Source organism: Halobacillus sp. A1, from assembly GCF_024189295.1.
In the GTDB taxonomy this organism is placed as follows: domain Bacteria; phylum Bacillota; class Bacilli; order Bacillales; family Halobacillaceae; genus Halobacillus_A.
Map to the genome: position 1 here is coordinate 145,645 of NZ_JAIZEN010000004.1, position 23,415 is coordinate 169,059.

22 protein-coding genes are annotated in these 23,415 nt (G+C 42.6%); 12 read left to right on the forward strand and 10 right to left on the reverse strand.

Going from position 1 to position 23,415, the window contains the following annotated elements:
- The first annotated feature begins 1 nt into the window (after position 1).
- Entirely contained in the window at positions 2 to 964 is a 963-nt protein-coding gene (gene argF, locus LF817_RS06315) for an ornithine carbamoyltransferase (protein ID WP_253934936.1), read from the forward strand.
- Positions 965 to 1,690: 726 nt separating this feature from the next.
- Here the strand turns inward: argF and LF817_RS06320 are convergent.
- On the reverse strand, positions 1,691 to 3,103 hold the full coding sequence (locus LF817_RS06320) for a Na+/H+ antiporter NhaC family protein (RefSeq protein ID WP_253934937.1): 1,413 nt from the start codon (positions 3,101 to 3,103) through the stop codon (positions 1,691 to 1,693).
- A 93-nt stretch (positions 3,104 to 3,196) separates the two neighbouring features.
- Complete coding sequence (locus LF817_RS06325) at positions 3,197 to 3,619, reverse strand: VOC family protein (RefSeq protein ID WP_253934938.1); 423 nt, start codon at positions 3,617 to 3,619, stop codon at positions 3,197 to 3,199.
- A gap of 235 nt (positions 3,620 to 3,854) precedes the next feature.
- Here LF817_RS06325 and LF817_RS06330 point away from each other — a divergent pair, with 235 nt between their 5' ends.
- The 3 genes from LF817_RS06330 (at position 3,855) to LF817_RS20380 (ending at position 7,365) form a co-directional block, all read left to right on the forward strand.
- The gene (locus LF817_RS06330; RefSeq protein WP_253934939.1) at positions 3,855 to 4,292 is read left to right on the forward strand and encodes an SRPBCC family protein; all 438 of its coding nucleotides are present in this window, start codon (positions 3,855 to 3,857) and stop codon (positions 4,290 to 4,292) included.
- A 950-nt stretch (positions 4,293 to 5,242) separates the two neighbouring features.
- Complete coding sequence (locus LF817_RS06335) at positions 5,243 to 6,382, forward strand: DEAD/DEAH box helicase (protein ID WP_253934940.1); 1,140 nt, start codon at positions 5,243 to 5,245, stop codon at positions 6,380 to 6,382.
- Positions 6,383 to 6,561: 179 nt separating this feature from the next.
- Entirely contained in the window at positions 6,562 to 7,365 is an 804-nt protein-coding gene (locus LF817_RS20380; RefSeq protein WP_371925005.1) for a CAP domain-containing protein, read from the forward strand.
- Between the two features lie 36 nt (positions 7,366 to 7,401).
- Here LF817_RS20380 and LF817_RS06345 read toward each other — a convergent pair whose 3' ends face one another.
- Positions 7,402 to 8,016: a hypothetical protein gene (locus tag LF817_RS06345; RefSeq protein WP_253934941.1), complete on the reverse strand. Its 615-nt coding sequence runs from the start codon at positions 8,014 to 8,016 to the stop codon at positions 7,402 to 7,404.
- Between the two features lie 881 nt (positions 8,017 to 8,897).
- Here LF817_RS06345 and LF817_RS06350 point away from each other — a divergent pair.
- From LF817_RS06350 to LF817_RS06370, 5 genes are all read left to right on the forward strand, one after another.
- Positions 8,898 to 9,161 (forward strand): hypothetical protein, encoded by a 264-nt coding sequence (locus LF817_RS06350; protein ID WP_253934942.1) that lies wholly within the window; start codon positions 8,898 to 8,900, stop codon positions 9,159 to 9,161.
- Positions 9,158 to 10,210 carry a methyl-accepting chemotaxis protein gene (locus LF817_RS06355; RefSeq protein ID WP_253934943.1) on the forward strand — a complete coding sequence of 351 codons (1,053 nt, stop codon included), beginning with the start codon at positions 9,158 to 9,160 and terminating at the stop codon, positions 10,208 to 10,210. Before LF817_RS06350 ends, LF817_RS06355 begins: the two co-directional genes overlap by 4 nt.
- Positions 10,211 to 10,474: 264 nt before the next feature.
- Positions 10,475 to 11,443 (forward strand): Gfo/Idh/MocA family protein, encoded by a 969-nt coding sequence (locus LF817_RS06360; RefSeq protein ID WP_253934944.1) that lies wholly within the window; start codon positions 10,475 to 10,477, stop codon positions 11,441 to 11,443.
- A 28-nt stretch (positions 11,444 to 11,471) separates the two neighbouring features.
- Entirely contained in the window at positions 11,472 to 12,878 is a 1,407-nt protein-coding gene (locus tag LF817_RS06365; protein ID WP_253934945.1) for an amidase, read from the forward strand.
- A 96-nt stretch (positions 12,879 to 12,974) separates the two neighbouring features.
- The gene (locus LF817_RS06370; RefSeq protein WP_253934946.1) at positions 12,975 to 13,118 is read left to right on the forward strand and encodes a hypothetical protein; all 144 of its coding nucleotides are present in this window, start codon (positions 12,975 to 12,977) and stop codon (positions 13,116 to 13,118) included.
- A 182-nt stretch (positions 13,119 to 13,300) separates the two neighbouring features.
- Here LF817_RS06370 and LF817_RS06375 read toward each other — a convergent pair whose 3' ends face one another.
- From LF817_RS06375 to LF817_RS06405, 7 genes are all read right to left on the reverse strand, one after another.
- The gene (locus LF817_RS06375; RefSeq protein WP_253934947.1) at positions 13,301 to 14,059 is read right to left on the reverse strand and encodes a class I SAM-dependent methyltransferase; all 759 of its coding nucleotides are present in this window, start codon (positions 14,057 to 14,059) and stop codon (positions 13,301 to 13,303) included.
- Positions 14,060 to 15,212: 1,153 nt separating this feature from the next.
- Positions 15,213 to 15,833, reverse strand: coding sequence for a response regulator (locus tag LF817_RS06380; RefSeq protein ID WP_253934948.1), 621 nt, complete (start codon positions 15,831 to 15,833; stop codon positions 15,213 to 15,215).
- A 172-nt stretch (positions 15,834 to 16,005) separates the two neighbouring features.
- Positions 16,006 to 16,995: a zinc-binding dehydrogenase gene (locus LF817_RS06385; protein WP_253934949.1), complete on the reverse strand. Its 990-nt coding sequence runs from the start codon at positions 16,993 to 16,995 to the stop codon at positions 16,006 to 16,008.
- Entirely contained in the window at positions 16,992 to 17,948 is a 957-nt protein-coding gene (locus tag LF817_RS06390) for an ArsA family ATPase (RefSeq protein ID WP_253934950.1), read from the reverse strand. Before LF817_RS06390 ends, LF817_RS06385 begins: the two co-directional genes overlap by 4 nt.
- A 16-nt stretch (positions 17,949 to 17,964) precedes the next feature.
- On the reverse strand, positions 17,965 to 18,231 hold the full coding sequence (locus LF817_RS06395; RefSeq protein ID WP_253934951.1) for a cory-CC-star protein: 267 nt from the start codon (positions 18,229 to 18,231) through the stop codon (positions 17,965 to 17,967).
- Positions 18,232 to 18,261: 30 nt separating this feature from the next.
- Positions 18,262 to 18,633, reverse strand: a complete 372-nt coding sequence (locus tag LF817_RS06400) for a hypothetical protein (RefSeq protein WP_253934952.1) — start codon at positions 18,631 to 18,633, stop codon at positions 18,262 to 18,264.
- Positions 18,634 to 18,698: 65 nt separating this feature from the next.
- Positions 18,699 to 20,435: a carbon starvation CstA family protein gene (locus tag LF817_RS06405; RefSeq protein WP_253934953.1), complete on the reverse strand. Its 1,737-nt coding sequence runs from the start codon at positions 20,433 to 20,435 to the stop codon at positions 18,699 to 18,701.
- A 242-nt stretch (positions 20,436 to 20,677) separates the two neighbouring features.
- On the opposite strand from LF817_RS06405, the gene LF817_RS06410 reads away from it, so the two are divergent.
- From LF817_RS06410 to LF817_RS06420, 3 genes are read left to right on the forward strand one after another with little or no spacing between them, the layout of a single operon-like run.
- The gene (locus LF817_RS06410) at positions 20,678 to 21,283 is read left to right on the forward strand and encodes an anthranilate synthase component II (protein ID WP_253934954.1); all 606 of its coding nucleotides are present in this window, start codon (positions 20,678 to 20,680) and stop codon (positions 21,281 to 21,283) included.
- Positions 21,280 to 23,007, forward strand: coding sequence for an aminodeoxychorismate synthase component I (pabB, locus tag LF817_RS06415; RefSeq protein WP_253934955.1), 1,728 nt, complete (start codon positions 21,280 to 21,282; stop codon positions 23,005 to 23,007). The genes LF817_RS06410 and pabB overlap by 4 nt, the downstream gene beginning before the upstream one ends.
- A 14-nt stretch (positions 23,008 to 23,021) precedes the next feature.
- Entirely contained in the window at positions 23,022 to 23,387 is a 366-nt protein-coding gene (locus LF817_RS06420; protein WP_253934956.1) for a thiol-disulfide oxidoreductase DCC family protein, read from the forward strand.
- Positions 23,388 to 23,415: the final 28 nt, after the last annotated feature.

Genomic DNA, 23,415 nt, shown 5'->3' on the forward strand with positions numbered 1-23,415 from the left:
AATGAACTTAATGGACGAAATGATGACTCACACCCACACATTAAAAGGACGCAACGTACTGAGCTGGCTTGATTTCACACAAACGGATGTGTCTCAGCTTCTGGCACAAACCCAGGACCTTAAAGAAAATCCGCACAATAACATGATGAGCGGAAAAACATTAGGGATGATTTTCGAGAAATCTTCGACACGTACAAGAGTTTCATTCGAAGTAGGTATGGTTCAGATGGGGGGGCACGCCCTCTATTTGAACAGTCGGGACATTCAAATCGGACGTGGTGAAACGATCGCTGATACTGCAAAAGTATTATCAGGTTATGTAGATGCCATCATGTATCGTACGACATCTCATGAAAAATTAGCTGAACTTGCGGAACATGCCACCATTCCAGTTATTAATGGCCTATGTGATATATACCACCCATGCCAGGCTTTAGCTGATGTATTCACTATCCTTGAGCTGAAAGGAAGATTATCGGGAGTTAAAGTCGTTTATATAGGCGATGGCAACAACGTAGCCCACTCTCTTATGATTCTTTCTGCAATGATGGGGATGGAGGTCGTAGTGTCTTCACCGAAGGGATATGAACCAGACGATGAAATCGTAGAAAAAGCAAACCAGGCAGCTAAAGAAAATAGAGGTTCTGTCAAATTAGAACATGATCCTATGATTGCGGTACAGGGTGCAGATGTAATCTATACCGATGTTTGGACGAGCATGGGACAGGAAGAAGAAACGGAAGTGCGTTTAAAGGATTTGGCGGATTATCAGGTGAATGACGAATTACTGAAAGCCGCTAAGGAAGATGTCCACTTTTTACATTGTCTTCCCGCACATCGTGAGGAAGAAGTGACAGCTTCTGTTATAGACGGACCTCATTCGGCGGTGTTCCAGCAGGCAGAAAACCGCCTGCACGTTCAAAAAGCCATATTACAATCGGTGGCAGGCCATCGTTGTTCATAAAAAAGATCCCTGCTGTGACGGCGGGGGTCTTATTTTTTACATAAAAATTGATGCTGCTTTATTGTTGATGTTTGGTAAAGAGTTATTCAATAATATAGCAGGATCGTGGAAGACTTGGTTTCGCAACCTGGGGTTCGGTGCCTTAATAAGAGTCAGGGGTGGTTGGGAAGCTACTCGCACCCCATTCGATAGAAGTTAGAAACGAACCCCATTTGAATTGGATTAAAAACTTTTAAGCTCTCAATTAATCAGCGTATCTTCTATAGCGAGATTGTCTAACCGTTTCCCTCAGCCCCATCCGCTATAAATTCTCTCGGAAATAATCACAATCCATCTTAATCGGTATGGAATAAAGTGAACAAAAGTCAGTGACCTAGCCTTTCAGACAATCAACTATTAGGTGAAAAAGGTCAATTTCTTGTAATGGGTAGTGGAAACGGGGCGACTTGTCGTTACCACTCAAAATGAGCTTCACATCATTCAAAGCTCTATCTCAAATGTTTCCGTGATTCTAACAATCGCAAAGAGCTCCGGGAAATTGCGAGACTCCTGTGGGAAGCTCACCGCGCTCCCACGGAAAGCGAGTGATTTCCCGGAGCTCTAAACGCTGTCTTTCATAACGGAAACTGTCCGAATATATCGAAACTGAACCCTCAAAATAAGGGACCCCATACGAAAAATTAGATGTAATGTTTTTGTACTACAAACGAGTTGTACTTAGTCAGGCTACATAAAAAAGGATAAGCCTAGATACCCGGCAGCCGCTACTCCGGCTGCAATCAAAGCCGGCTTAAGCTTGAATTTAGCATACTCAATAGTATTCAAGTTTAAAATACCGGCAGACGTATTCGTATCATCGCTAAGCGGAGAAGAAAAAGCACCGAACGTGCCACTGGCAAATACCGCACCTATAACTACGGGAAGGGAAGTCCCGGCTGTTACCGCAATGGATAGGGCCACAGGCATAAGAATCCCCCAGGTACCCCACGCCGACCCGATAAAATAAGACAATCCGCATCCAAGGATGAAAACTACGACAGCTACATAATTTTCTGGAATCCAGTTGAATGATTCTGAAATCGTCTCAGCAAACTCTAGAGCTTCCGTTCCTTTACTCAGCCCCCATACCATAGCCAGAAGAATGATGACGTTCATCATATCGTTTCCGCCGTCAATCAACCCATCCATCATACGTTTAAGATGTTCTTTTTTGAACTTTAAAAAGACGACAAACCAAACGATGGTGACGACGACAGCCAGAACCATAGCATCAAGAACTCCATCATTGATTAACGCTCCAAAGCCTGATTTTCCGTTATCCACCCCAATGAAATACATAAAAAGAAAAGTCAAAGCAATGACACTGATCAGAGGTGCAATTAAATTCCAAGGTTTTGCGGGCAAATCCTTCATAACTGCGGGGTGGCAGTCTTCCCACTTATCATCTTCCTCTTCTTCCTTTTCTTCAGGTGTTTTTTCTTTATCATTCGCCCTTTTTTTACTGCTATGAAAGAAGCTCAGATAAAATCCGAGGATCAGCATAGCGAATGCAAAAAAGTTGAAGGGGATACTTTGAAGGAAAAGGGTATAGGCATCACCAGAAGCATCAGCTTGATGCAAGGAAAGATCGATTACGGAAGTCATATAACCGACAAAGGCCGTAGCCACAGGTATGATAACGACCAAAGGAGTAGCTGTCGTTTCTATGACAAATGCAAGCTCCTGCTTGGCCATCGGAATTTTTTTACGCATCGCTTTCATAACAGGTCCGATCGTGACGATCCGAAAGCTTGGTGCAGCAAATGTACCCACGGATGAAATCCAGGTGAGTATAAAAGCGCCTTTTTTATTTTGGATCCTTTCCGTCGCTGCTTTAACAAAGCCTTTAATGCCGCCTGACATACGAATTAAGCCGATTAAAGCAGAGAAGGCGTACAGGAAGATGATGATTTTCAAATTACTCTCATCGGACAGCCCTTCCATGATAAATTGTAAGGTTTTGATCATCCCGCTCAGCCAGTGCGGTTCTACTAAGTAACCAGCGACTACGACCCCGAATAACAAACTGGGAATAACCTGTTTCGTCCAGATTGCAGCTATGATAACGACTATAAAAGGGATTACTGACAACCAGTCCATTTGGCCACCTCTTCCGTTGCTCATTTACTTCATTAGCTTGAGTGAAGAGGACCTTTTGTATGCATGTAATAAAAAAATAACCAGAAGTAGTCATCACTCCTGGTCATTTGGATAATCACAGTATTCTATAATGGTACCCTCGGTATCTGCGGGGTTCAGATAAATTAAACGCCTTCCGTGCTTGTTCGTGCGACGAGTATCCTCCATAACTCGAATTCCTTCATCTTTTAACTCCTGCAATGCATCTTCAAGATCATCTACCCGATAAGCGATATGATGGACACCTTTCCCTTTTTGCTTAATAAAGCGTGCGATAGGAGAGGTTGTATTATTTGTAGGGCATAGTAATTCGGTACGGTCCCCGTGAATATCCATAATGGCTATTTCACTTTCTACACCTGGGGCTTCACTGCGGTAACGGTCTATCATAGTCGCGCCTAATATATTTTCATAAAAGTTGATCGTTTCATCTAATTGCCGGACAGCTACTCCGATATGATCTAATGTTTTCTCCATGATGACTCTCCTCATAATAGAATGCACTTATTTTAACATAGCAAGCCGAATGGCAGGAACGATCTGGATTTATTAATAAATCTTATAAGCTTTTTTCGTTGTTTTACTTGGAGAAATGGCTCGCTTTGTTGGGCCTTATGACGAAATCTAAGAAAAGTTCATACATAGGAAAAGGATTTGAAAGATCCATGACGAATTATTATTACAACAACCAATTGTAACCGGAGGGAAGACTATGCCTTTTCTAGAACGTACTGTTATCATCAAAAAACCTCTTGAAGAAGTATTTCAAACAGCCACTAATTTCGAAATAAGCCCACAAATCATGGAGGCTGTCGTTGAAGTGGAACCGTTGACAGAAGGACCTGTAAGAAAAGGGTATCAATTTAAGGAAGTTCGGGAGATACGCGGCAGGAGGGCGGCCTCCACTATAGAGATAACTGACTTTGATTCCAACAAGTCGTATACAGCGAGCAGCGAACAAAACGGTCTTGAACTCCATTATCATTATACTTTTCTAGAAACGACGGAAGGGACGAAGGTCAGTTTCACAGGTGAATTATTTACTAAGGGATTACGAAATAAGCTGGCTAAGCCGATGATCAAAAAGATCATTAAGAAAGAGGATCAAAACCACTTGGATAAAATGAAGGATTTTATCGAAAAACAGTAGTTCATCTGAATGTTTCGTTCTCCTTTATGATATAATCATTAATAAGAATAAAGAGCGTAAAGAGGTCTCTCCATAGCATTATGTGGAGGCCTGTTTTTTATGAAGGCAATGTTAGAGGTGGTTGTTGATATTGATAAGTGAGTTATTCAACAATATGGCAGGATAGCGGAAGACTTGATTTCGAGATAGTATGGGTTCGTTGCCGTGTTGAGAGTCAGGGGTTGTTGTGCTACTCGCTTTCCTGTGGGGGAGGTGGCGAGATTCCCCGGGCTTGCAGCCCTGTGGAATCTCGCCTACATCCTTCTCCCACGGGAGTCTCGCAGCTTCACCACACCCCCAATCGATGAAGGTGAGAAACGAACCCTCTTGGCATTGGATTAAAAAGACTTCTGCGCTCATTGAGTATTCCAGCTAAAGCGCTTAGTGACTAACGAGTTTTGTAAGTTAACATCGAATCACTATGGTCTTCGTGTTTCCTTCATTTCCGGCAGCTCATACGATTTTGAACGAAGCGCTATCGTTTCTAAAATGGAGTATCACTGTTTCCCAACACCCCATGCGAATTAAGTGGGAAAAAGAACCACGTTCATTCAGGAGAAGCGTCTTTCATTTCGGTCCTTTGAGAATATGGCGCTCTATAGCAACGTTTTTTCAACATGAGCACTAGCAATGAGAATCAGTTTGATTTTTCTTGAAGTGGTTTCGAGATACTTATAAGGTAGAGGAGCGGAGGGAAACGGTGAGACTCCTGGGGGAGGAGCGGGACAGGTGAGACCCCGGAGAGCGAAGCTCGAGGAGGCTCAGCGCCCGCCCCCCGGAAAGCGATCCGTTTCCCGGAGCCCCTAAATTCTCATTATGTCTCGAAACTGAGTCTTCCACTACGAGGGAGCTTATATGAATATCAACACGGAACTTTAACAAAGCCTTAATGAAAAGGAGAATCTATTACGATGACTCAATCAAATCAACCGACATGGCTGCAGGAAATGCTGCCCACAACTAAAGAGGTATGGGAGCAGTCACAGTTCACCCAGCCGACTGCCGTGCAGACGGAGAGTATCCCATTCATCCTAAACGGTGAGGACCTCGTCGCGGAGGCTCCCACAGGAAGCGGCAAAACTTTAGCGTATCTTATCCCTCTGCTGCAAAAGATAGATGTTGAGAAAAAACATACACAAGTTCTCATTTTAGCTTCTTCACATGAATTGGTTATGCAAATTCATCAGGAAGTACAGCTCTGGTCCAAAGGAAGCGGTGTGAACAGTATATCCCTCATTGGAGGAGCCAATGTGAAACGGCAAATTGATAAACTGAAGAAAAAGCCTCAGCTGGTAGTAGGTACTCCCGGACGCGTTTACGAACTGATTCAAAAGAAAAAATTGAAGGCTCACGAAATTAAAACATTAGTATTTGATGAAGCCGATCAGCTGCTCGTTCCTGAACACCTGCAAACGGTCAAAAATATTATAAAGAGTACGTTGAAAGAAAGACAAATTCTGCTTTTTTCGGCCACTCTCCCGGAAGAGGTTGAAGTTCTGGCTCAAGAATTCATGAAGGAACCCGAAGTCATTCGTGTAGAGGAAGAAATATTGAAGCCGGAGGTTCAGCACCTTTACATTCCGTGTGAAGACCGTGAAAAAATAGAGTTACTGCGTAAGCTTGCACGAATGGAAGACTTTAAAGGTCTTACTTTTATGAGAGATATAGCCAGCTTGAGTGTTTATGAAGAAAAATTGAAATTCAAAGGTTTGAATCTCGGATTGATTCATAGTGAGGCAAATAAGGAACAGCGAGCTAAGGCTCTACGTGGATTCAGAAATGGCGAGTACAATTTGCTGCTTGGCACAGATGTGGCAGCGCGGGGGCTCGATATTAAAGATATCACGCACATTGTTAATTTGGATGTTCCAAATGACGGAGCGAGTTATATCCATCGTGCCGGCCGTACGGCAAGGCTCGGAGCTGTGTCTGGAACCGTCATTTCTCTCGTCAATCCTGTGGAAGAGAAAAGGCTGAAGAAATTCTCCCGCGATTTGGACTTTTCATTGAACCGAGCTTCCATCATCAAAGGAAATATTAAGATACATTAAGCTTTCCCCTTACATACACTGTAAGGGGAGGCTTGTTTTAGTTTAAAGAAGAAAAGGGTAATATAGAAATAGCTGGAGAGAGAACCATCAATTACACGGAGGTTTTCTTTCACCAGCCACTTGTGGATGGGATGTAGTCATGAAATACTTAAGGTAATAAGAACAAGGAGTGGACATTTATGATAAAGAAGTACCTGTTTGTCTTTGCCGCTGTTTTGTTTATGGTATCTATTGCCACTCCAGCCTTAGCTGATCAACTGTGGAAATCAGAAAATAATGTCCCATCGACGATTGAAAAATGGACGAACAATATAAAGGGATGGTTGTCTGAACAAGACATAACGATGGAGGAGTTTGAATCGAATTTAGAAAAATTGTTCAATCCTGAAGAACTTCCTCCAGAAGAAGATATACCTGAGCAGCGGGAATTTGAGCAGTTAGATAAAGATGAAAGAGAAGTAAATGAGGAAGAGCAGTCATCCCCTGATTCTTTAGATTCACAAGAACCTTCAGAATTTGAAGGGAAAGTTGTTGAGCTAGTAAATGAGGAAGAGCAGTCATCCCCTGATTCTTTAGATTCACAAGAACCTTCAGAATTTGAAGGGAAAGTTGTTGAGCTAGTAAACGAGGAACGGGCTAAAGAAGGGCTTGAGCCTTTGGAAATGTACGACCGATTAAGCGACTTAGCTCGTTTGAAATCACAAGACATGGCGGACAATGATTATTTCGATCATACTTCCCCTACGTATGGGTCTCCTTTTGACATGATGAACCAATATGATTTTTCTTATTGGTCTGCAGGAGAGAACATTGCGGCTGGACAGCGTAGTCCCGAACAAGTAGTGGAAGGGTGGATGAATAGTCCAGGTCACCGTGAGAATATTATGAAAGAAGATTTTACACATATCGGAGTCGGGTATGTCGAAGAGAGTGGTGACAGATACGGCACGTATTGGACGCAGCACTTTATGACACCCAGATAATGACCCTTTTTAGACAGGCATAAGGCCTGTCTTTTTTTATGATTTCTTTTCCAGTGGACGGATATACCCTTCCACGGTGCTTCGATCTATCGTTTTCTCTGATTGATGCCATTTAATGCATAGATGCAGGAGTGTGAAAGTCATGACGGTCAGACCGGCAGCCATGAAAACAAAGGTTGGAGAACTCTTATAATATAAAAAAGCAGCTTGGTGATAAATGAAAAACAAGGCAGTAGTTATGGCGAAATAAACAGCGCGATCAGAAAAAGCTCTTTCTTTGTAAAACGTACATCTTAATAGTAGCGGGGCCCAATAAATAAGAGAGCTTAGACTAAGGATGACCAGGTGGAAGATGAACCCTGCTCTTGAAGGAATGAAGTTCAAGGCCTCATAGCTGATAAGGACACCTATAGTAAATACAGCTATGCTTGCTGCGAGCTTATGACTCATCGCAACAACCCAGCGCAGGGATTTATGGAACCAAAGAGAATGTTTATTGGCGAATATGATCCACAAAGGGATGAAGACAAAAGCAATAGCACTTCGGCTTATATTCTCAACAACAATCCCATTCATAAAGAAGAAGGGTAAGCTATTGAAAAAAAGGAAGGCTGCAGCGAGCAATGAATTGCGAAGCGGGTGAGTGTGCACTTTATTCATCTCCTTTTAAAGTGTCTCTGGTAACTTTAAGTATTTATTTTTTCATACAAGCATCTGTAGGCCAGGATTTGCATATTTACGTTCCTGAGAGTGAAGTTTGAAGCCTGTCGTTTTCCATGGCCATAGGTCGAATTACCATGAAAGTAATGCCCTGATAGGTCTGAGTATGTACTGTCATCCCATAGGGTCCTCGCCGCATTTCCTAGAACTTCTGGTGTATTGTAAGACGGAACATCTGAAGCATTGTTTCACGTGAAAAAGAGTTCTTTTGGGGTGAAAACCGAACAGAAAGAGAAGAAAGGGTGAAAATTTTTCCGGGCTGGAGCTAGTTTATTCATTCTTGCAGAAGTCCCGCCATTTCCAAAACTCCTACGTAATCTGATGTTACGATTCCATGATCATAAAGAGATTATGGAACTGTTCATAGTAGTTTGTTCGCCGCTGTTTTCACCTTGTTAGATTGGATTGAACAGGGGTGATTGCCAACACAATTATATCGTGAGGAACGTTTGGGAAGGGCCTGACGGAATTAGTGTTGGGTGAGACCCCGGAGTACAAAAGCCCGAGAGCGAGCCTTTCCCAATCCCAAACTAACCTCTGACTCAAGTCTACCCGGTTACTGACTTACCATTGATTCCCTCTTATGAAAATCCTGCGTTTTAAATTATTTATAGGATTCCCGTTTGGATAATTAATAAACGAATATATCTTAAACCTATTGGCTCTTATATTGATCAAAGCTAATTTCTGAAGAATGATTTACAAAAGGTTTATGAATATCATACAAAGGTTATATACGTGTTGGGTGTACAATTACCTAAATCAAAAGTCTTAAAACATAATAAAGCAGTTCCAAAGAAAGGAATGGGTATATGATTGCACAAAAAAATAAAGTGATGCTGATATTTTCGGGGATAGGGATTTTAATTACTATTGGAATTCAGGCGCTCCATAGAATGCACCTGATGAATTGGAGCCAAGCTGGCATGGATGGATATTCCGGAGCTTTATACATAGGTTTAATGATTCCTATCCTTTTGTTTGCCAGCACTTTAGCCATGTACAGATATAACAATGAACACAAGAGTATTCCCTGGCTCATAACGGTTATGCTGACTACGATCAGGTCAAATTGATTACATTGATGAGCGGTATATTTGCTGTCCAGCATCTGACAGCTATGTTCGCTGGTACAGAATTTGTTTACGGTTCTCCGGATTATTCGTGGGTGATGTTCGCTTTGCACGCCTTTTACCTTGTTCTTACTTCAGCAGGAACTTCCTTTCAGGTTTACAAAAAGAATGTATTTGTGGATGCAATCCAGGCTGAGCAATCGACTATAGAAGCCCAATTGACACAGATGTTGAGCAATGTAGAGAAAGCCTCCCTCCAAGTGCTGGACACGGTGAAGGTGCTGCACCATTCATCCCATGATTCTTCAGATGCTTCTGCCCATGTAAATTCAATTATTGAAAAGATGAATGTGAATTCGCAGAGTCATACTCAAAAAGCGGAAGAGAGCATGTTAAGTATAAAAGAGATTCAGCAAGGAATTGAACAAATGACACAGAGTACTGCTGCTGTATCAGAAGCTGCTTCGGAAACAAAACGATTAGCTGTAAAAGGAAAAGATTCACTGGATCAGACGAGCAGGGAAATGAGTTTCATTCAGGAAACAATGGATGACACATCTGATATAATAATCAGCTTAAAGGAACGGTCCAAAGACATCGGCAGCATGAGTGCTGAAATTACAAGCATTACAGAGAGGACAAATCTTCTTGCATTAAATGCTGCAATTGAAGCGGCAAGAGCAGGCGAGGCTGGGAAAGGATTCAGTGTCGTTGCCCAGGAAGTAAGAACACTAGCTTCCCAGTCTGAAAAAGCAGCAGCAAACATTTCTAGTATTGTAGAGGAGATTCAGGCCCAAATTTCAAACGCAGTTTTCTCATCTGATCAAAGCAAGGTGGAAATGGAAGAAGGGAATGAAACTATAAAAGACACTCAGAGCTTATTTGAAAGAATTGTAGAAAGCACAGAAAAGGTTGAGAGACAAATCCAGGAAGTCAGTGCTGCCTCCGAAGAGTTATTTGCTGGCTCTGAGCAGGCGGCTCGATCATTTTTAGAGTTCGCCTCATTTGCCAGAGACGCCGAAACACAAAATGGTGAAATTGCCGCATCCTAAAAACAGCAGAAAGATTCTATGGAGCAGATCAATACACACGCCTATTCACTGCAGGTTATGTCCGATCAATTGAATGACCTTGTTCAGAAAGCAGCTTATAGCAGAACAGTCAATGGGACATAACCGGTGAAAAATACCTTACCGGTTTTATGCAAGGTGAATACTCGCCATTGTGATTAAAATAGGTGGTTCAGGACTTCGGTGAAGTTGAGGAGAAGTGGTATAATCTTAGACAAACTAGATGAATAGGGAGGAATTGTATTTATGAAATGGGGAATCATGAGCACAGCAAATATAGCAAAAAAGACATTGATCCCTGCCATCCAGCGGACGGAAGGTGCGGAGGTAGCAGCCATTGCAAGTCAAAGTGGAAAAGAAGAAGAAGCTGCCGACCAATTCAATATTCCTAAAGCCTATAATACTTACGAAGCACTTCTGGAGGACTCGGGCGTTGAGGCCGTTTATATTCCCTTACCCAACCATCTACATAAGGAATGGACGATAAAAGCTGCTCGGGCGGGTAAACACGTACTATGTGAAAAGCCGGCTGCGCTAACACGAAAAGATGCGGAGAAAATGATAGAATGTTGTGCAGCTAATGACGTGCACTTTTTAGAAGCGTTCATGTATCAGTTCCATCCTCAGCATAATAAAGTAAAACAACTGATCGAAGAAGGGCGGGTTGGGGAAGTTTCCCTCATCCGTGCAAGTTTTTCTTTTCATTTCGACAGATCAAATGATAATATTCGTCTCGACCCTGATAAAGGTGGAGGATCTCTTTGGGATGTAGGCTGTTATGGCGTTCACTCCGCACTGAATATAATGAATGAAGAAGTGCTTAATACAACAATCCTCGGCAAAATCGATCCAGAACTCGGTATTGATACATCAGCTGCAGCCACGCTTTTATTAGGAAATGGTGTTCTGGTTCAAATTGACTGCGGGTTTGACGCGGCCGCTAGAAATGAATATCAAGTGATCGGAACGAAGGGGATCATCACCGTACATGATGCATACCGTCCTGATAAGCAAAATCACCAGGGCCGAATTACAGTAGTTAATGAGAATGGGGAACAGAGCTTTACTGAATTTGGTGACCAATACAGCCTGCAAGTTGAAGCATTCATGAAAATAGTTGAACAGGACGAATCATTTGAAGGTTTCCATAGGGCTACACTCCAGTACTTAGAGGTTATGGAAAAGTTGCAATATGAATTGACCAGGCATAAGTAGTCTTGCACTTTACGAGAGGAGGGGTTTCATGATTCATGACCTCAATCAATTAGATGGAGTGGCACAGCTTGAACTCCTGAAAAAAAATCAATTGAAACTATCAGAAGTCAATGAGCATTATAAGGAAAAGCTAATAAAAAAGAACCCTGATTTACAAGCGGTCGTACATACGATGTTCGATAATTTTAATGGTGAATGGGACGAATCTAAAGGACCATACGGAGGTTTTCCTTTTCTCATAAAGGATCTTAATGCCGTGAAAGGGGAGCCGCTGTCCTTAGGATCGAAAATCATGGAAGGTTTTCATGCCGGTGCAGACGACGAAATTGTACGGCGCTACAAAAAAGCTGGACTATCCATCATCGGAAAAACAAATACCCCTGAGTTTGGTTTTACACCTGCTACCGAGTCTGAGTTTCTCGGATTCACTAAAAACCCATGGAATTCTAATTTTTCTCCTGGAGGTTCAAGTGGAGGAGCCGCGGCAGCTGTTGCTTCTGGTATGATTCCATTTGCTCATGCCAGTGATGGAGGGGGATCAATACGAATTCCAGCCTCTTGCTGCGGCCTGTTCGGTTTAAAGCCGACCCGCGGCCGCACCCCGATGTCTATGAGGATTAACAGCTTAGCTGTGCATCATGCGGTGACCAGATCGGTAAGGGATAGTGCTGCTTTATTGGATGTCCTTGAAGGTCCGCAGCTTGGTGATTCGTTTTCTACACCAGAAAAGGGAGCACCTTTTCAAAGATATACTGAGGAGGATCCCCCTCCATTGAAGATCGCGTATATGGCTGATTTCGGTTCCCTTATGGATATTGGCCCGGAAGTGCAGCGTGCCATCCAGTCTACGGCAGAGCTTTGTGAGGAGCTCGGTCACCACGTAGAAATCGCTTACCCTGATTTCGATCTTCATCGTTTTATGAATGCCTATGTGACGGTATGGGTGGTAGGGGGAGCTCTGGCAGTGAAAAATGCGGCCAGGTTGAACAACAAAGAAATCACATCAAAAAACGTCGAACGGTTGCTTTATACCATGATCGAGAAGAGTGAAAGATTCACGGTTTTCGAATATGAAGAAGCGCGGCAGTTTTTATTTGATGAAAGTATAAAGGTTCATCAATTCTTTGAAACCTATGATGTGCTGCTGCATCCGGTAAATTCAAAAACCCCTTTGCCGCTTGGAGAATACAATGGGAGCAAAAAACATGTTGATGATATTCTTGAGGTATCTTCTAATTATGCTCACCTCACTCCCGTTGCTAACGTTACGGGGCAGCCCGCGATGAGCGTGCCGCTGTATTGGGGAGAAAATAATTTACCAATCGGCTCACATTTTATGGGGCGTTTTGGGGAAGAAGCTTTATTATTCAGACTAGCGGGCCAGCTTGAAAGGGCGCGCCCCTGGTGGGGAATGTACAAGCAAATCGATGATTAAAATCGTTCGACAAAGAAACCCCTTGAAAAAATTTGAAAGAGGAGTAGAATGAGTTTATCCGCTACAAGAGGGTTTATCCATAAGGAGGAATATCAAATGGCTTGGTTACATGGACTCCATGCTGCGAGGTTTCTATTTATCGGGTTTTTCTCATTAACAGCGTTAAGCTTGATCACTTTTCAATCGATAGCGATGGTGCAGGCTTTCATTGATTTCTTTGAGGTTTTTCGCCGTAAGTAAAATTAATGAGAGGGGCTGAGTCAATGGACTTGGCTTCTTTTTTATGCTTTGTAAAACTTTCTTGTGAATTACTGCTTTTTAAAGCGAGGAATGGAAAGTAAAATGCAGGGGAGCATTATTGAGCTGTAACTCTGCGGGAGCTAGCCGCAGAGACTCAACGACATCATGAAACAATGCCCATATTATTTCTTCCGTTTCGCTTCGAAAGTGAGCGTTTCTGTATCGGATCCAGGTTCTTTACTGTATTCATAATTACTCGATACCACTATATCTTCAAATCCTAAAGCTTCTAAAATCAATCTGAATTCTTCAACTCCGTACCACCTCAAAGGGAAGCGTTCCAATTCTGTTTGGATGAGTGTCCCATTTCTCCACTTTTCATAACGGTTATGAGAAACAGTCACTTGGTTTAGGAAGTCTACATCAGTCAGCTTTTCTTCAAGGGTTACGACCTCTCCAGCAGGTAATTCCCAAGTTCTTGTAAACACTTGGCCTACAGGAAATTTTTTAGGTATGAAGATGTCCACTATCAATCGTCCTCCCGGAGTTAAATGCTGATGGAAATTCTTCAGGGCATTCAGAGAGTCTTCTCGTTTCTCCAATAGTAAAAATGTCCCTGTCGGTATAATAATAGCGGCATATTGCTCATCTAATCGAAAGGATTCCATAGTTGCCTTAAACAAGTGTGTAGAGAGCTGGCGATCTTCGCAATTGCGTTGACATACCTCCAGCATTTCACTAGATATATCAAACCCTTCTACGTTTAAACCCTTTTCCAGCAAAGGAATGAGAATTCTCCCAGTTCCTACAGCAGGTTCCAGGATTTTACCATCGATGTTAGATAACCGATGAGAGTAATATTCAACATCACCAAATGAGTGCCCAATTGGTTTATCGAAAGCATAGATTTCAGTGGATAATCGATTATAATAGTTCAGCATGGGGTATCCCTCTCTTTTTTTAGTTGTAATTCAAATATTCTACATTCCCATGTTCAATTCCTTTTAAATGAGAAGGGAGAGGCAGGATAGAGGGGTTATTTTCTATTTAAAGAAAGGCTATGTTAAAGGTGGTTGTTGATATTGATAAGTAAGTTATTCAACAATAAGGCAGGATAGTGGAAGTCTTGAATTAGAGACATTGGGTGAGTGGGTCAGGGCGGCGGGGAATGGCTCGCTTTCCGTGGGAGCGCGGTGAGCTTCCTCGGACGTCCCGTCCTGCGGGATCTCACCAAGCACTCTCTTCCCACAGGAGTCTCCCCATTCCCCGCCGCCCTTATTAAAGATGTGCTTCTCTAAGTCGCTTTAATAAAGCTTTTTAGTAATAATGTGAGTATTAAACTCCAGTGGTATGCTTATAGCATTTTAGTTATAAAACCTACACTTTAAGGTAGGTCCAAACATATTCTTGCATACAGAAGTCTCGCTGGTTATTACTCAAAAGCAGTTATTATTTATGTAAAGCACCGCATAAGGTGTTTCCGTTATCCTCACAAAAACGCAAGAAGGTCCGGGAAATCGCGAGACTCCTATGGGAGAACAGTACATGGTGAGATCCCACAGGGCGTTAGCCCGAGGAAGCTCACCGTACGCCCATGGAAAGCGAGTGATTTCCCGGACCTTCAAGCACTATTTTTGTGGCGGAAATAGCACGGTCGTCTCGAAACTGAGTCTTCCGCTATAGGGAGCTTATATGAATATCAAAACGGAAAAAAAAGGCCGGTAACCTGGAAGGCTACCGGCTATTGGAAAAAGGGGGGTCAAATAGTGAACAGCTCCCTCAGCATCGGCCAGACTCTGCGGTATCGCCGTCTGTGGGAACGGTTTCGTTTCCTGACATGTTATAAGTAACTTGAACGCAACTGACAACAACACGGGAAGCGAAATCAGAAATTCGGTTTTATCTTCCTTCCTCGACTAAAGAAGAAAGATTCCTTATGTATATGTTACCACGGGGAGGTGTGAATTGTTATTGGGAAATATGGGGGCGGACAAGCCGTCTAAAGAGGCAAAATAAGTGTGGACTTGTATAAGTGACTGTCTCATTGAACAAACAAAAACGCCGCCAGTCGACCTGGGGCGTTTCTTTTCATTTTTAGTGGGTGTACCATTCATATAATTTTTTTGGGCGGCCGATTTTCTGGTGTCGGACGACTTGTTTCACTTTTCCTTCTTCCAGCAGATGCATCAAATATCTGTATACCGTCGGGTAAGCAAGACCGACACTCGAGGAGATTTCATCCACTGATTTTGGTGTATGGTGATCTTGAAGGTAAGCAGCGATTGAATCGAGGGTCCCTTTACTGATTCCTTTTGCGGTATATACATCTTCTTCTACTTTTAGACGCTGTCTCATGTTGACAATTTGAATGTGAAGGTGAATACGGGAAATGATATCCAGAGCTTTGATCGGCTTCAAGGAAAAGTCAGTCGCTCCTTCTTTTATGAATCGGTCAGCTGTTTCCTGACGGTCGTCTTCTGTAAGTACTAAAATAGGGATTTGCTGGTTCTCGTAGCGGATTTGCCGAACAAATTCTAAGCCGTCCATAATCGGCATATGATAATCCACAATAAGTATGTCGTAATGGTGCTTGTTGAATAAATAGAGGCCATCGCGTCCGTCAACTGCCGTATCAGCTTTCAGTCCATCTTTTTCGCATAAGGTTTTCATCATGGTACGAAGGGATTCATCGTCATCTACTATTAATATCCTCATAGTCGCACTTCCTTTCCGTGCTCTTTACCGCGTCACAGTGTCAATACTATTAATATTATAATTTTAAGCTGAGATTATCAATGCTTTAAGCTTAGAAATTAAAGTAGAACGATGGCTAATTTCCAGGGAAAGAAACCCCCTATGATGCAGCAGCTCATAGGGGGGGAAGGTTCTATATCGTAAAGCCGATTTTTCCGAAGTTTTTAGAGTCGCGTAAATATTCAAAGGCTTCTTTGTAGTCGGATAGAGGGAACATGCGGTCCACTTCAGGCTTAATCTTATGTTTTTCAAGAAAATCAAGCAGTTCTTTGAATTCTTCCGCACTGCCCATCGTCGATCCTAACAAGTTGAACTGACCGTAGAAAAATTTGCGAATGTCGATGGTCACTTCATCATCAGTGGTGGCTCCGAACGTAACAATTGTACCGCCTTTGCGGATAATGGCTAGAGACTTATCAAAAGTAGCGGCACCAATGCTTTCTACAAGGACATCGACTTGTTCTTCTTTTAATTCTTCATTCCAATCTGATTCAGTCAGTACGCCGACATCAGCGCCCAATTCTTTAGCTTTAGCGAGTTTGTCTTCACTACGGGAGGTGACAATTACTCTTGCACCAGCGGCCTTGGCAAATTTTAATGCAAAGGTTAATACGCCGCTGCCGATTCCCGGAAGCATTACGGTATCGCCGGACTTAATTTTTGCACGGGTGAACAGGACACGATAAGCAGTGAGGGCAGCCAGGGAAAGGACTCCGGCTTCTTCCCAATTCAAGTGCGCCGGCTTTCGTTCTATATTAGCCGCGGGAAGAGTGATATACTCTGCAAAAGTCCCGTGCTCAGGAAGTCCGACGATTTCAAAACCGGAAGGGGGAGCGTCGCTGTTATTTTTCCACCCAATGCCTGGGTTTAGAATCACTTCATCACCTTTGCTGACGTGCTGCACATGTTCACCCACTTCATCTACGATACCGGCACCGTCAGATCCTAAAATCAAAGGAGGCTGCTCAGGTTTGTGTCTGGATGTGACGGCTACATCTCTACGGTTTAACCCTGCTGTTTTAAGCTTTACTCTTACTGTGGTCGGTTCAACTTCAGGAAGGTCCATTTCCCGGTAGGTCAACCCCTCTAATCCTTCTACTTCTTCATGTACTACAGCTTTCATTTAGATGTGTCCTCCTTCATTAATTGGTTTAAATGGTCGGCAAACGTTGATAGCTTGTCCATATCTGAAACGTCTTCTTCAAAGAGGGGAACTTGAATCTTCCGCTGTTTAGGAAACGTGCGGTCGATTTCTCCTAAATAGTTCCGCTCCTGCTGGCGCCTTTTTTCTAGAAATACTCCATCTGCATAATCGGGAAGTACTTTATTAACGATAAGCGTTTTAATATGAAGGTGATGCTGGTCTAACTGCTTGATCGCTTGTTGGGTTTCCAGAATAGGGAGGCGTTCAGGGATTAATACAAAAATGAAACCCGTTTGCCGGCTGTCCAGGATAATTTCTCTGACCGCTGCAAACTTCTCTTTTCTTTTCTGCAAAATTTCATAAATGGGATCATCCACAGGCTCTCCATCATTGAGCAACTGTGTATAATTGTCGGTGATTTTCTTTCTGCGTTCAAGCATCCCGTCTATCCAGACACTCATAAGTTCAGGAAGGGTCAATAAACGGATCGTATGGCCAGTGGGCGCCGTATCAAAAACGATTTTGTCAAAATGCTCTGATTCCTCCAATATGATGGATATCAAACGGTCAAATAGAGCTGCTTCGTCTGCTCCAGGTGATGCGCTTGCCATATCGATTTGACGATGCACTTCTTCGACCATACGGGACTTGACCAATCCTTGCAGGTTATCTTTGACACCTTCAATGTATCGCTTGGACTCTCGTCCAGGGTCGACTTCAATTCCCCATAAGTTTTCTTCGAGTCTGGTTTTATCGTGTTTAATCTTCTTATGGAAAATGTCACCTAAGTTATGGGCGGGGTCAGTAGAAACAACTAACGTCTTATGCCCAGCTCTGGCAAAGGCGACAGCTATGGCAGCAGACGAAGTAGACTTACCTACACCGCCTTTACCTCCAACGAAGATGATGTTGTTGCTCTGTAAATGATTCACAAGCGACACTTCCTTTCTAGCAGCACCTGATCCCATCTAATGGAGATTTTTCCATACCCATTCGAAGGTGCCAGTCGTGAAACTTCTCAATGATGTAAGGATACAACTCCAGCGTGTAATAAAAGGCAGGGTTAGGAATGCCGAGTAAGTCTGAATAGACGAGAAGGAGGAAGAGATCGTCTTCATCCCTCAACTCCCGGGCTACCTCGTTTTTATGGGGGAGACTTAATACTTCATCATAAAACTCGAATAACCGCTTTAATGAAAATTTTTTGTCTGTCATCGATGACACCCTCACCTATAATGAGACTTGTTAGAGCATACCTTCAATCAGTGTATCATAATCCTGTTCGTGTTCAGAATGTTTCCCATTGATGAATACGGCGTTATATTTCATCTGGAAAATGAAATTGTTCATTCCTTCTAAGATCGAGATATTCTTCTGTTTTGTCTGCTTTAGGAAATAAAAACCAATAGCGATTATATTTCTAGGGTCTAAGAAAGAGATATTTACTTTATCTCCATGTTTTTCTTTGAGCTCCTGATACAATTCACCTAATTTCAAGCGGTCTTCATCGTGGTGGCTGAACTCATCTTTCATCTCGACAAGCCCTTCTCCGCATATTCCTCCACAGCAGCCCATTCCGACTTCCTTTTCAGCACGAAGAATCATAATTTCAACCATCTTAAAGATCCTCCTTTTATTAAATAGAGAAAGCCGCACAACGAATTGAGCGACCTTCTTTGTATTTAGGCACTTTTTTCTATACTGTCTTTATCGCTGTTGAATATTGCGCTGAATGCAGTAAATAAAATCCATAAGGCAAATACAAGAACTATTGCTCCGAATGAAAAGAGGAGCCAATCACTCTGTTCTGCCCATGGGGCCCACTGCGTCAATACTTGAAGAATCATGGCATATAGAGTCATGAACATCAAAAATGCCATCGGTATAAAAGCAGGCCAGTAATTCCTTCCTTGTCGTTTAAGCCAAATAGATATAAGAAGTAAACTTATGCCAGCTAACAATTGGTTGGACGTACCGAACAGCGGCCAAAGAAGATATCCGCCGGATCCAAATCCGTTAGGACCTTCAGGAATCAGAGTAAGACAAGCACTGGAAACAACCGCCACTGTAGTAGCAACATGCGTTTTCGTAAGTGGTTTAACATTATATTCTGTTCCCAGTTCTGCGATGATATAGCGCATCAGACGAACCGAGGAATCTAAAGTTGTTGCGGCGAAGCTGACCACGATAACAGAGACGATTGTGGCGGCTACAGAAGCAGGAATACCCAGTCCGGAAGCTAATACACCTGCTCCCTGGATGAATACACCTAGACCTTCACCGCTGGCTGCTGCAAAACCACTGTACGTAGCACTAAACTCAGCAGTGCTAGGGAAGAAGGTGATAACGGCGATGATAGCGACAAGTGCTAATGCGCCTTCGCCGACAGCTCCTAAATAACCGACAAAGCGAGCGTCTGTTTCTTTATTTAATTGTTTAGAAGAAGTACCAGACGCTACCAGGCCGTGAAATCCAGAAATAGCACCGCAAGCAATGGTGATGAATAGGAGCGGGAACCATGACGTATCAGCTGAAGAATTACTGACAGGTGCAGTAATTTCAGGGTTCGTAAACAGCATACCTAGATAAAGCAACCCCAGCCCTACAAGCAACTGGTGCGAATTAATATAATCGCGGGGCTGCAAAAGCTTCCATACAGGTAAAGTAGACGCGATATACACATAGATCATAAGCACCATAATCCAGACGAAGAATGCCATAGACGTAGCATCCAGTCCAAATAAAACACTGGCCCCTTCGCCACCGAAGTAGCGGACGAGGTCAATTTGCAGGGCCGGAACACCGCTCGCCACTACGGCAGCAAGATACATAACCGCCAGGGCCACGATTGACGGCAGCAGCATATTTCCTTTTCGTTTGTAGACACTATACCCTATCCATATAGCTAAAGGAATTTGAATGAATACGGATAAAACACTGGCAGGGAATGAAATGAATAAGTTTGCTATGACCCAAGCAAATACTGCGTTTACCATCAATACAAGTAATAAAATTATGAATAAGAACAAAACTTTAGCTCTCTGGCCGATCAATTTATCCGCAAGTGTACCTACCGATTGACCTTTATTCCTGACCGATAAGACGAGTGTTCCAAAATCGTGGACCCCGGCAGCAAAAACAGTACCGAGAAGCACCCATAGTATGGCGGGCAGCCAGCCCCAGTAAACGGCAATCGCTGGTCCCACAATAGGAGCAGCTCCCGCTACGGAAGTGAAGTGATGTCCCCATAACACGAATTTATTCGTAGGTACGAAGTCTACACCATCTTTATATTGATGGGCGGGCGTTTTAAAATTCGGGTCTAAACGATAGATTTTTTCTGCAATGAATTTTGAATAGTATTTATAACCTAAAGTGAAAATAATCATTCCACCTACGGCTAACCATATGGCACTCATTTTAACCCCTCCTTAAGATTTTATAGTTCTTTTATCTCTGTATGCGCTTACATACATGGTTAATTATACTACGATATTTTCACAACTTTCAATAAATTCAGGGGATTAATTGCAAAGTTGACCTTATATCACTAATTTTCGATCATATAAAGGATAGAGAGGAAAATAGATCCAAAGTGAAAAGTTCTTTCAGTATCGATATAATAGAAGCGTGAGAATATATAATTGAAGGTGTTATTCAGATGATTTTAATAATTGATAACTATGATTCTTTTACTTATAACTTGGTCCAATATTTCAGACAGATGGATCATCAAGTAATGGTATACAGGAACGATGATTTAACTTTGGAAACTTTGCGATCCTTTGATCCAGATATGATTGTTTTGTCACCAGGGCCTGGAAATACAAATGAAACAGGGATATGCAGGGAAGTGCTGGAGTTTTTTTATGAAACAGTGCCTATATTGGGGATATGTCTGGGGCACCAGCTGATAGTACACTATTTTGGCGGGCAGATTGTTGAAGGGAAAAAACCGATGCATGGGAAGGTTTCTAAGATAATACATGATGGAAAGTCTGTATTTGAACACATTCCTAACCCCGTTCAAGTGACACGTTATCATTCGCTGGTAGCTTCATTAGAACAGATGCCGATCTGTTTGGAAATTAGCGCCATGTCACAGGATTCTTCAGTCATGGCAGTTCGCCATAATGCTTACCCCGTTGAGGGAATCCAGTTTCATCCTGAATCCATATTGACGGAGTGGGGGTTCGAAATGCTGGAGAATTTTTATACCAAAGCTAAAAAGTTCAGCAATGACAGGAGAAAGGAGGTGACTTCATGAATGGGGTCCACCTGTATTTTGAGTTTGAAGACGATAATGGCAAAAAACAACCAATGCAGTTCACCCGTCCTTCTGATGTCATAGCCGCTTATAGGGGGGAAGAAGTTAAAGCTGCCTTCCGTAAAATAGAACGTGAACTTTCAATAGGCAATTACGTGGCAGGGTATGTATCATATGAAGCAGCCCCTGCGTTTGATGGAGCAAGTCGAGTGAAAAGCGGTACAAAGTGGCCACTTCTATGGTTCGGTGTTTTTAGGAGTCCCTTATGTGAAGAGCTAGACCATGAGAATAAACCTTATCAAGTTTCTGAATGGAATATGGATGATGATTTTGATAACTATTCTGAAGGACTAAGAAAAATCAAAGCGGCAATAAAAAAGGGTGATACGTACCAGGTAAACTACACGACACGCCTTAACGCATCATTTCATGGAGATGATTTTGCTTTTTATAAGCAGCTTGTCAATAATCAACGTTCCCGCTACAGCGCCTATTTGAATATGGGAGAAGGACGCAGAGTTCTTTCCGCTTCGCCTGAACTGTTTTTTAGAAAACAGGAAGCTAAGGTGAAAACAAAGCCCATGAAAGGTACGGCGCGACGGGGAGTAACACTGGAAACAGATCGTGAGCAGGTGAGAACGCTTAAAGAATCGGAAAAAGAGAGGGCGGAGAACCTGATGATCGTTGATTTATTAAGAAATGACCTCGGCAAGCTTGCTGTTTCAGGTACCGTTCGCACCTCTAGTTTGTTTGAGGTAGAAACTTATCCCACTGTTCACCAAATGACCTCGACCATAGAAGCTGAAGTTAATCGAGAGCTCTCATTTTATGAAATTTTCCGTGCCCTTTTTCCTTGCGGATCGATAACAGGTGCTCCTAAAATAAGGACGATGGATTATATTGCTGATCTTGAAGCGTCTCCTAGAGAAATATACTGCGGGGCAATCGGCTACATAACTCCTTCGAGGGATGCCGTATTTAATGTCCCAATAAGAACGGTGATATTGGATGAGAATCAAGCCGTATATGGAACCGGTGGAGGGGTAACCTGGGATTCCACCCCTATAGGTGAATATGAAGAAATGCAGACAAAAGCACAGTTATTAACTGAAAAAAGACCTGAGTTCAAGCTGCTTGAATCTCTGAAATTAGAAAATGGAAGGATTCCATTGCTGCAAAATCATCTTAATAGACTAGAGGATTCAGCCAGCTATTTTAATTTCATTTTCGATAAGAATGAGGTTATCACCCAGCTGAATGATTTAGTAAGCAAACACAACGATGGAGCATATAAAGTAAGGCTGCTCCTCAGCGAACATGGGGTGGCAGACTTAGAAGCCATAGAAATAAACGAAGAGATAAATGAAGTGACTTGCTGTTTGGCTGAGGAGCCAGTAGATGAAAGTAATCCATTCTTGTACCATAAAACCACTCATCGCTCCATCTACGATATCCATAAGCGTGAAGGAGCTTTTGCTGCATTATTGTGGAATACGAGAGGGGAACTCACCGAATTCACGATGGCCAATCTAGTAGTTAAATACGAAGGGGATTTTTTCACTCCTCCTGTGGAATCAGGATTACTGGCAGGCACTTTCAGGGAAGAACTATTAAAAAATGATAGAGTGAAGGTGAAAGTGCTGCATGTGAAGGAACTTTCCTCATTTGAAGAGATTTGGATGGTCAATGGAGTCAGAGGCTGGGTCAAAGTGCAACTATTGTGAGGAGATGATCAAGGGTGAAGAATATTGTGTTCTATGACGCAACTTGTCCATTTTGCTACCGGGTGAAAAAACTTCTCAAGCCTATGGATTGGCTGAACCGGGTGAAGTGGGTCTCGGTACAGGAAGTAGAGATTAATGGACGTTATCCTTATTTAAAAGGGAAAAATATCCTCGAAGAAATTCATCTATTAACAGAACAAGGTGAGTTAAAAAAAGGATTTTCCGCCATTCGGCTTTTATTACTTAAACTTCCTCCAGTTTCACTGGTTGGGATGATTTTTTATTTGCCGGGAATATCTCGCCTGGGTTCGCCTCTATATCTAGGGTTTTCAAAGAGAAGATACCAATGGTTTGGCCAATATGATGAACCGAGGTATTAATTCACAATTTACAAATGGAAAATGAAAA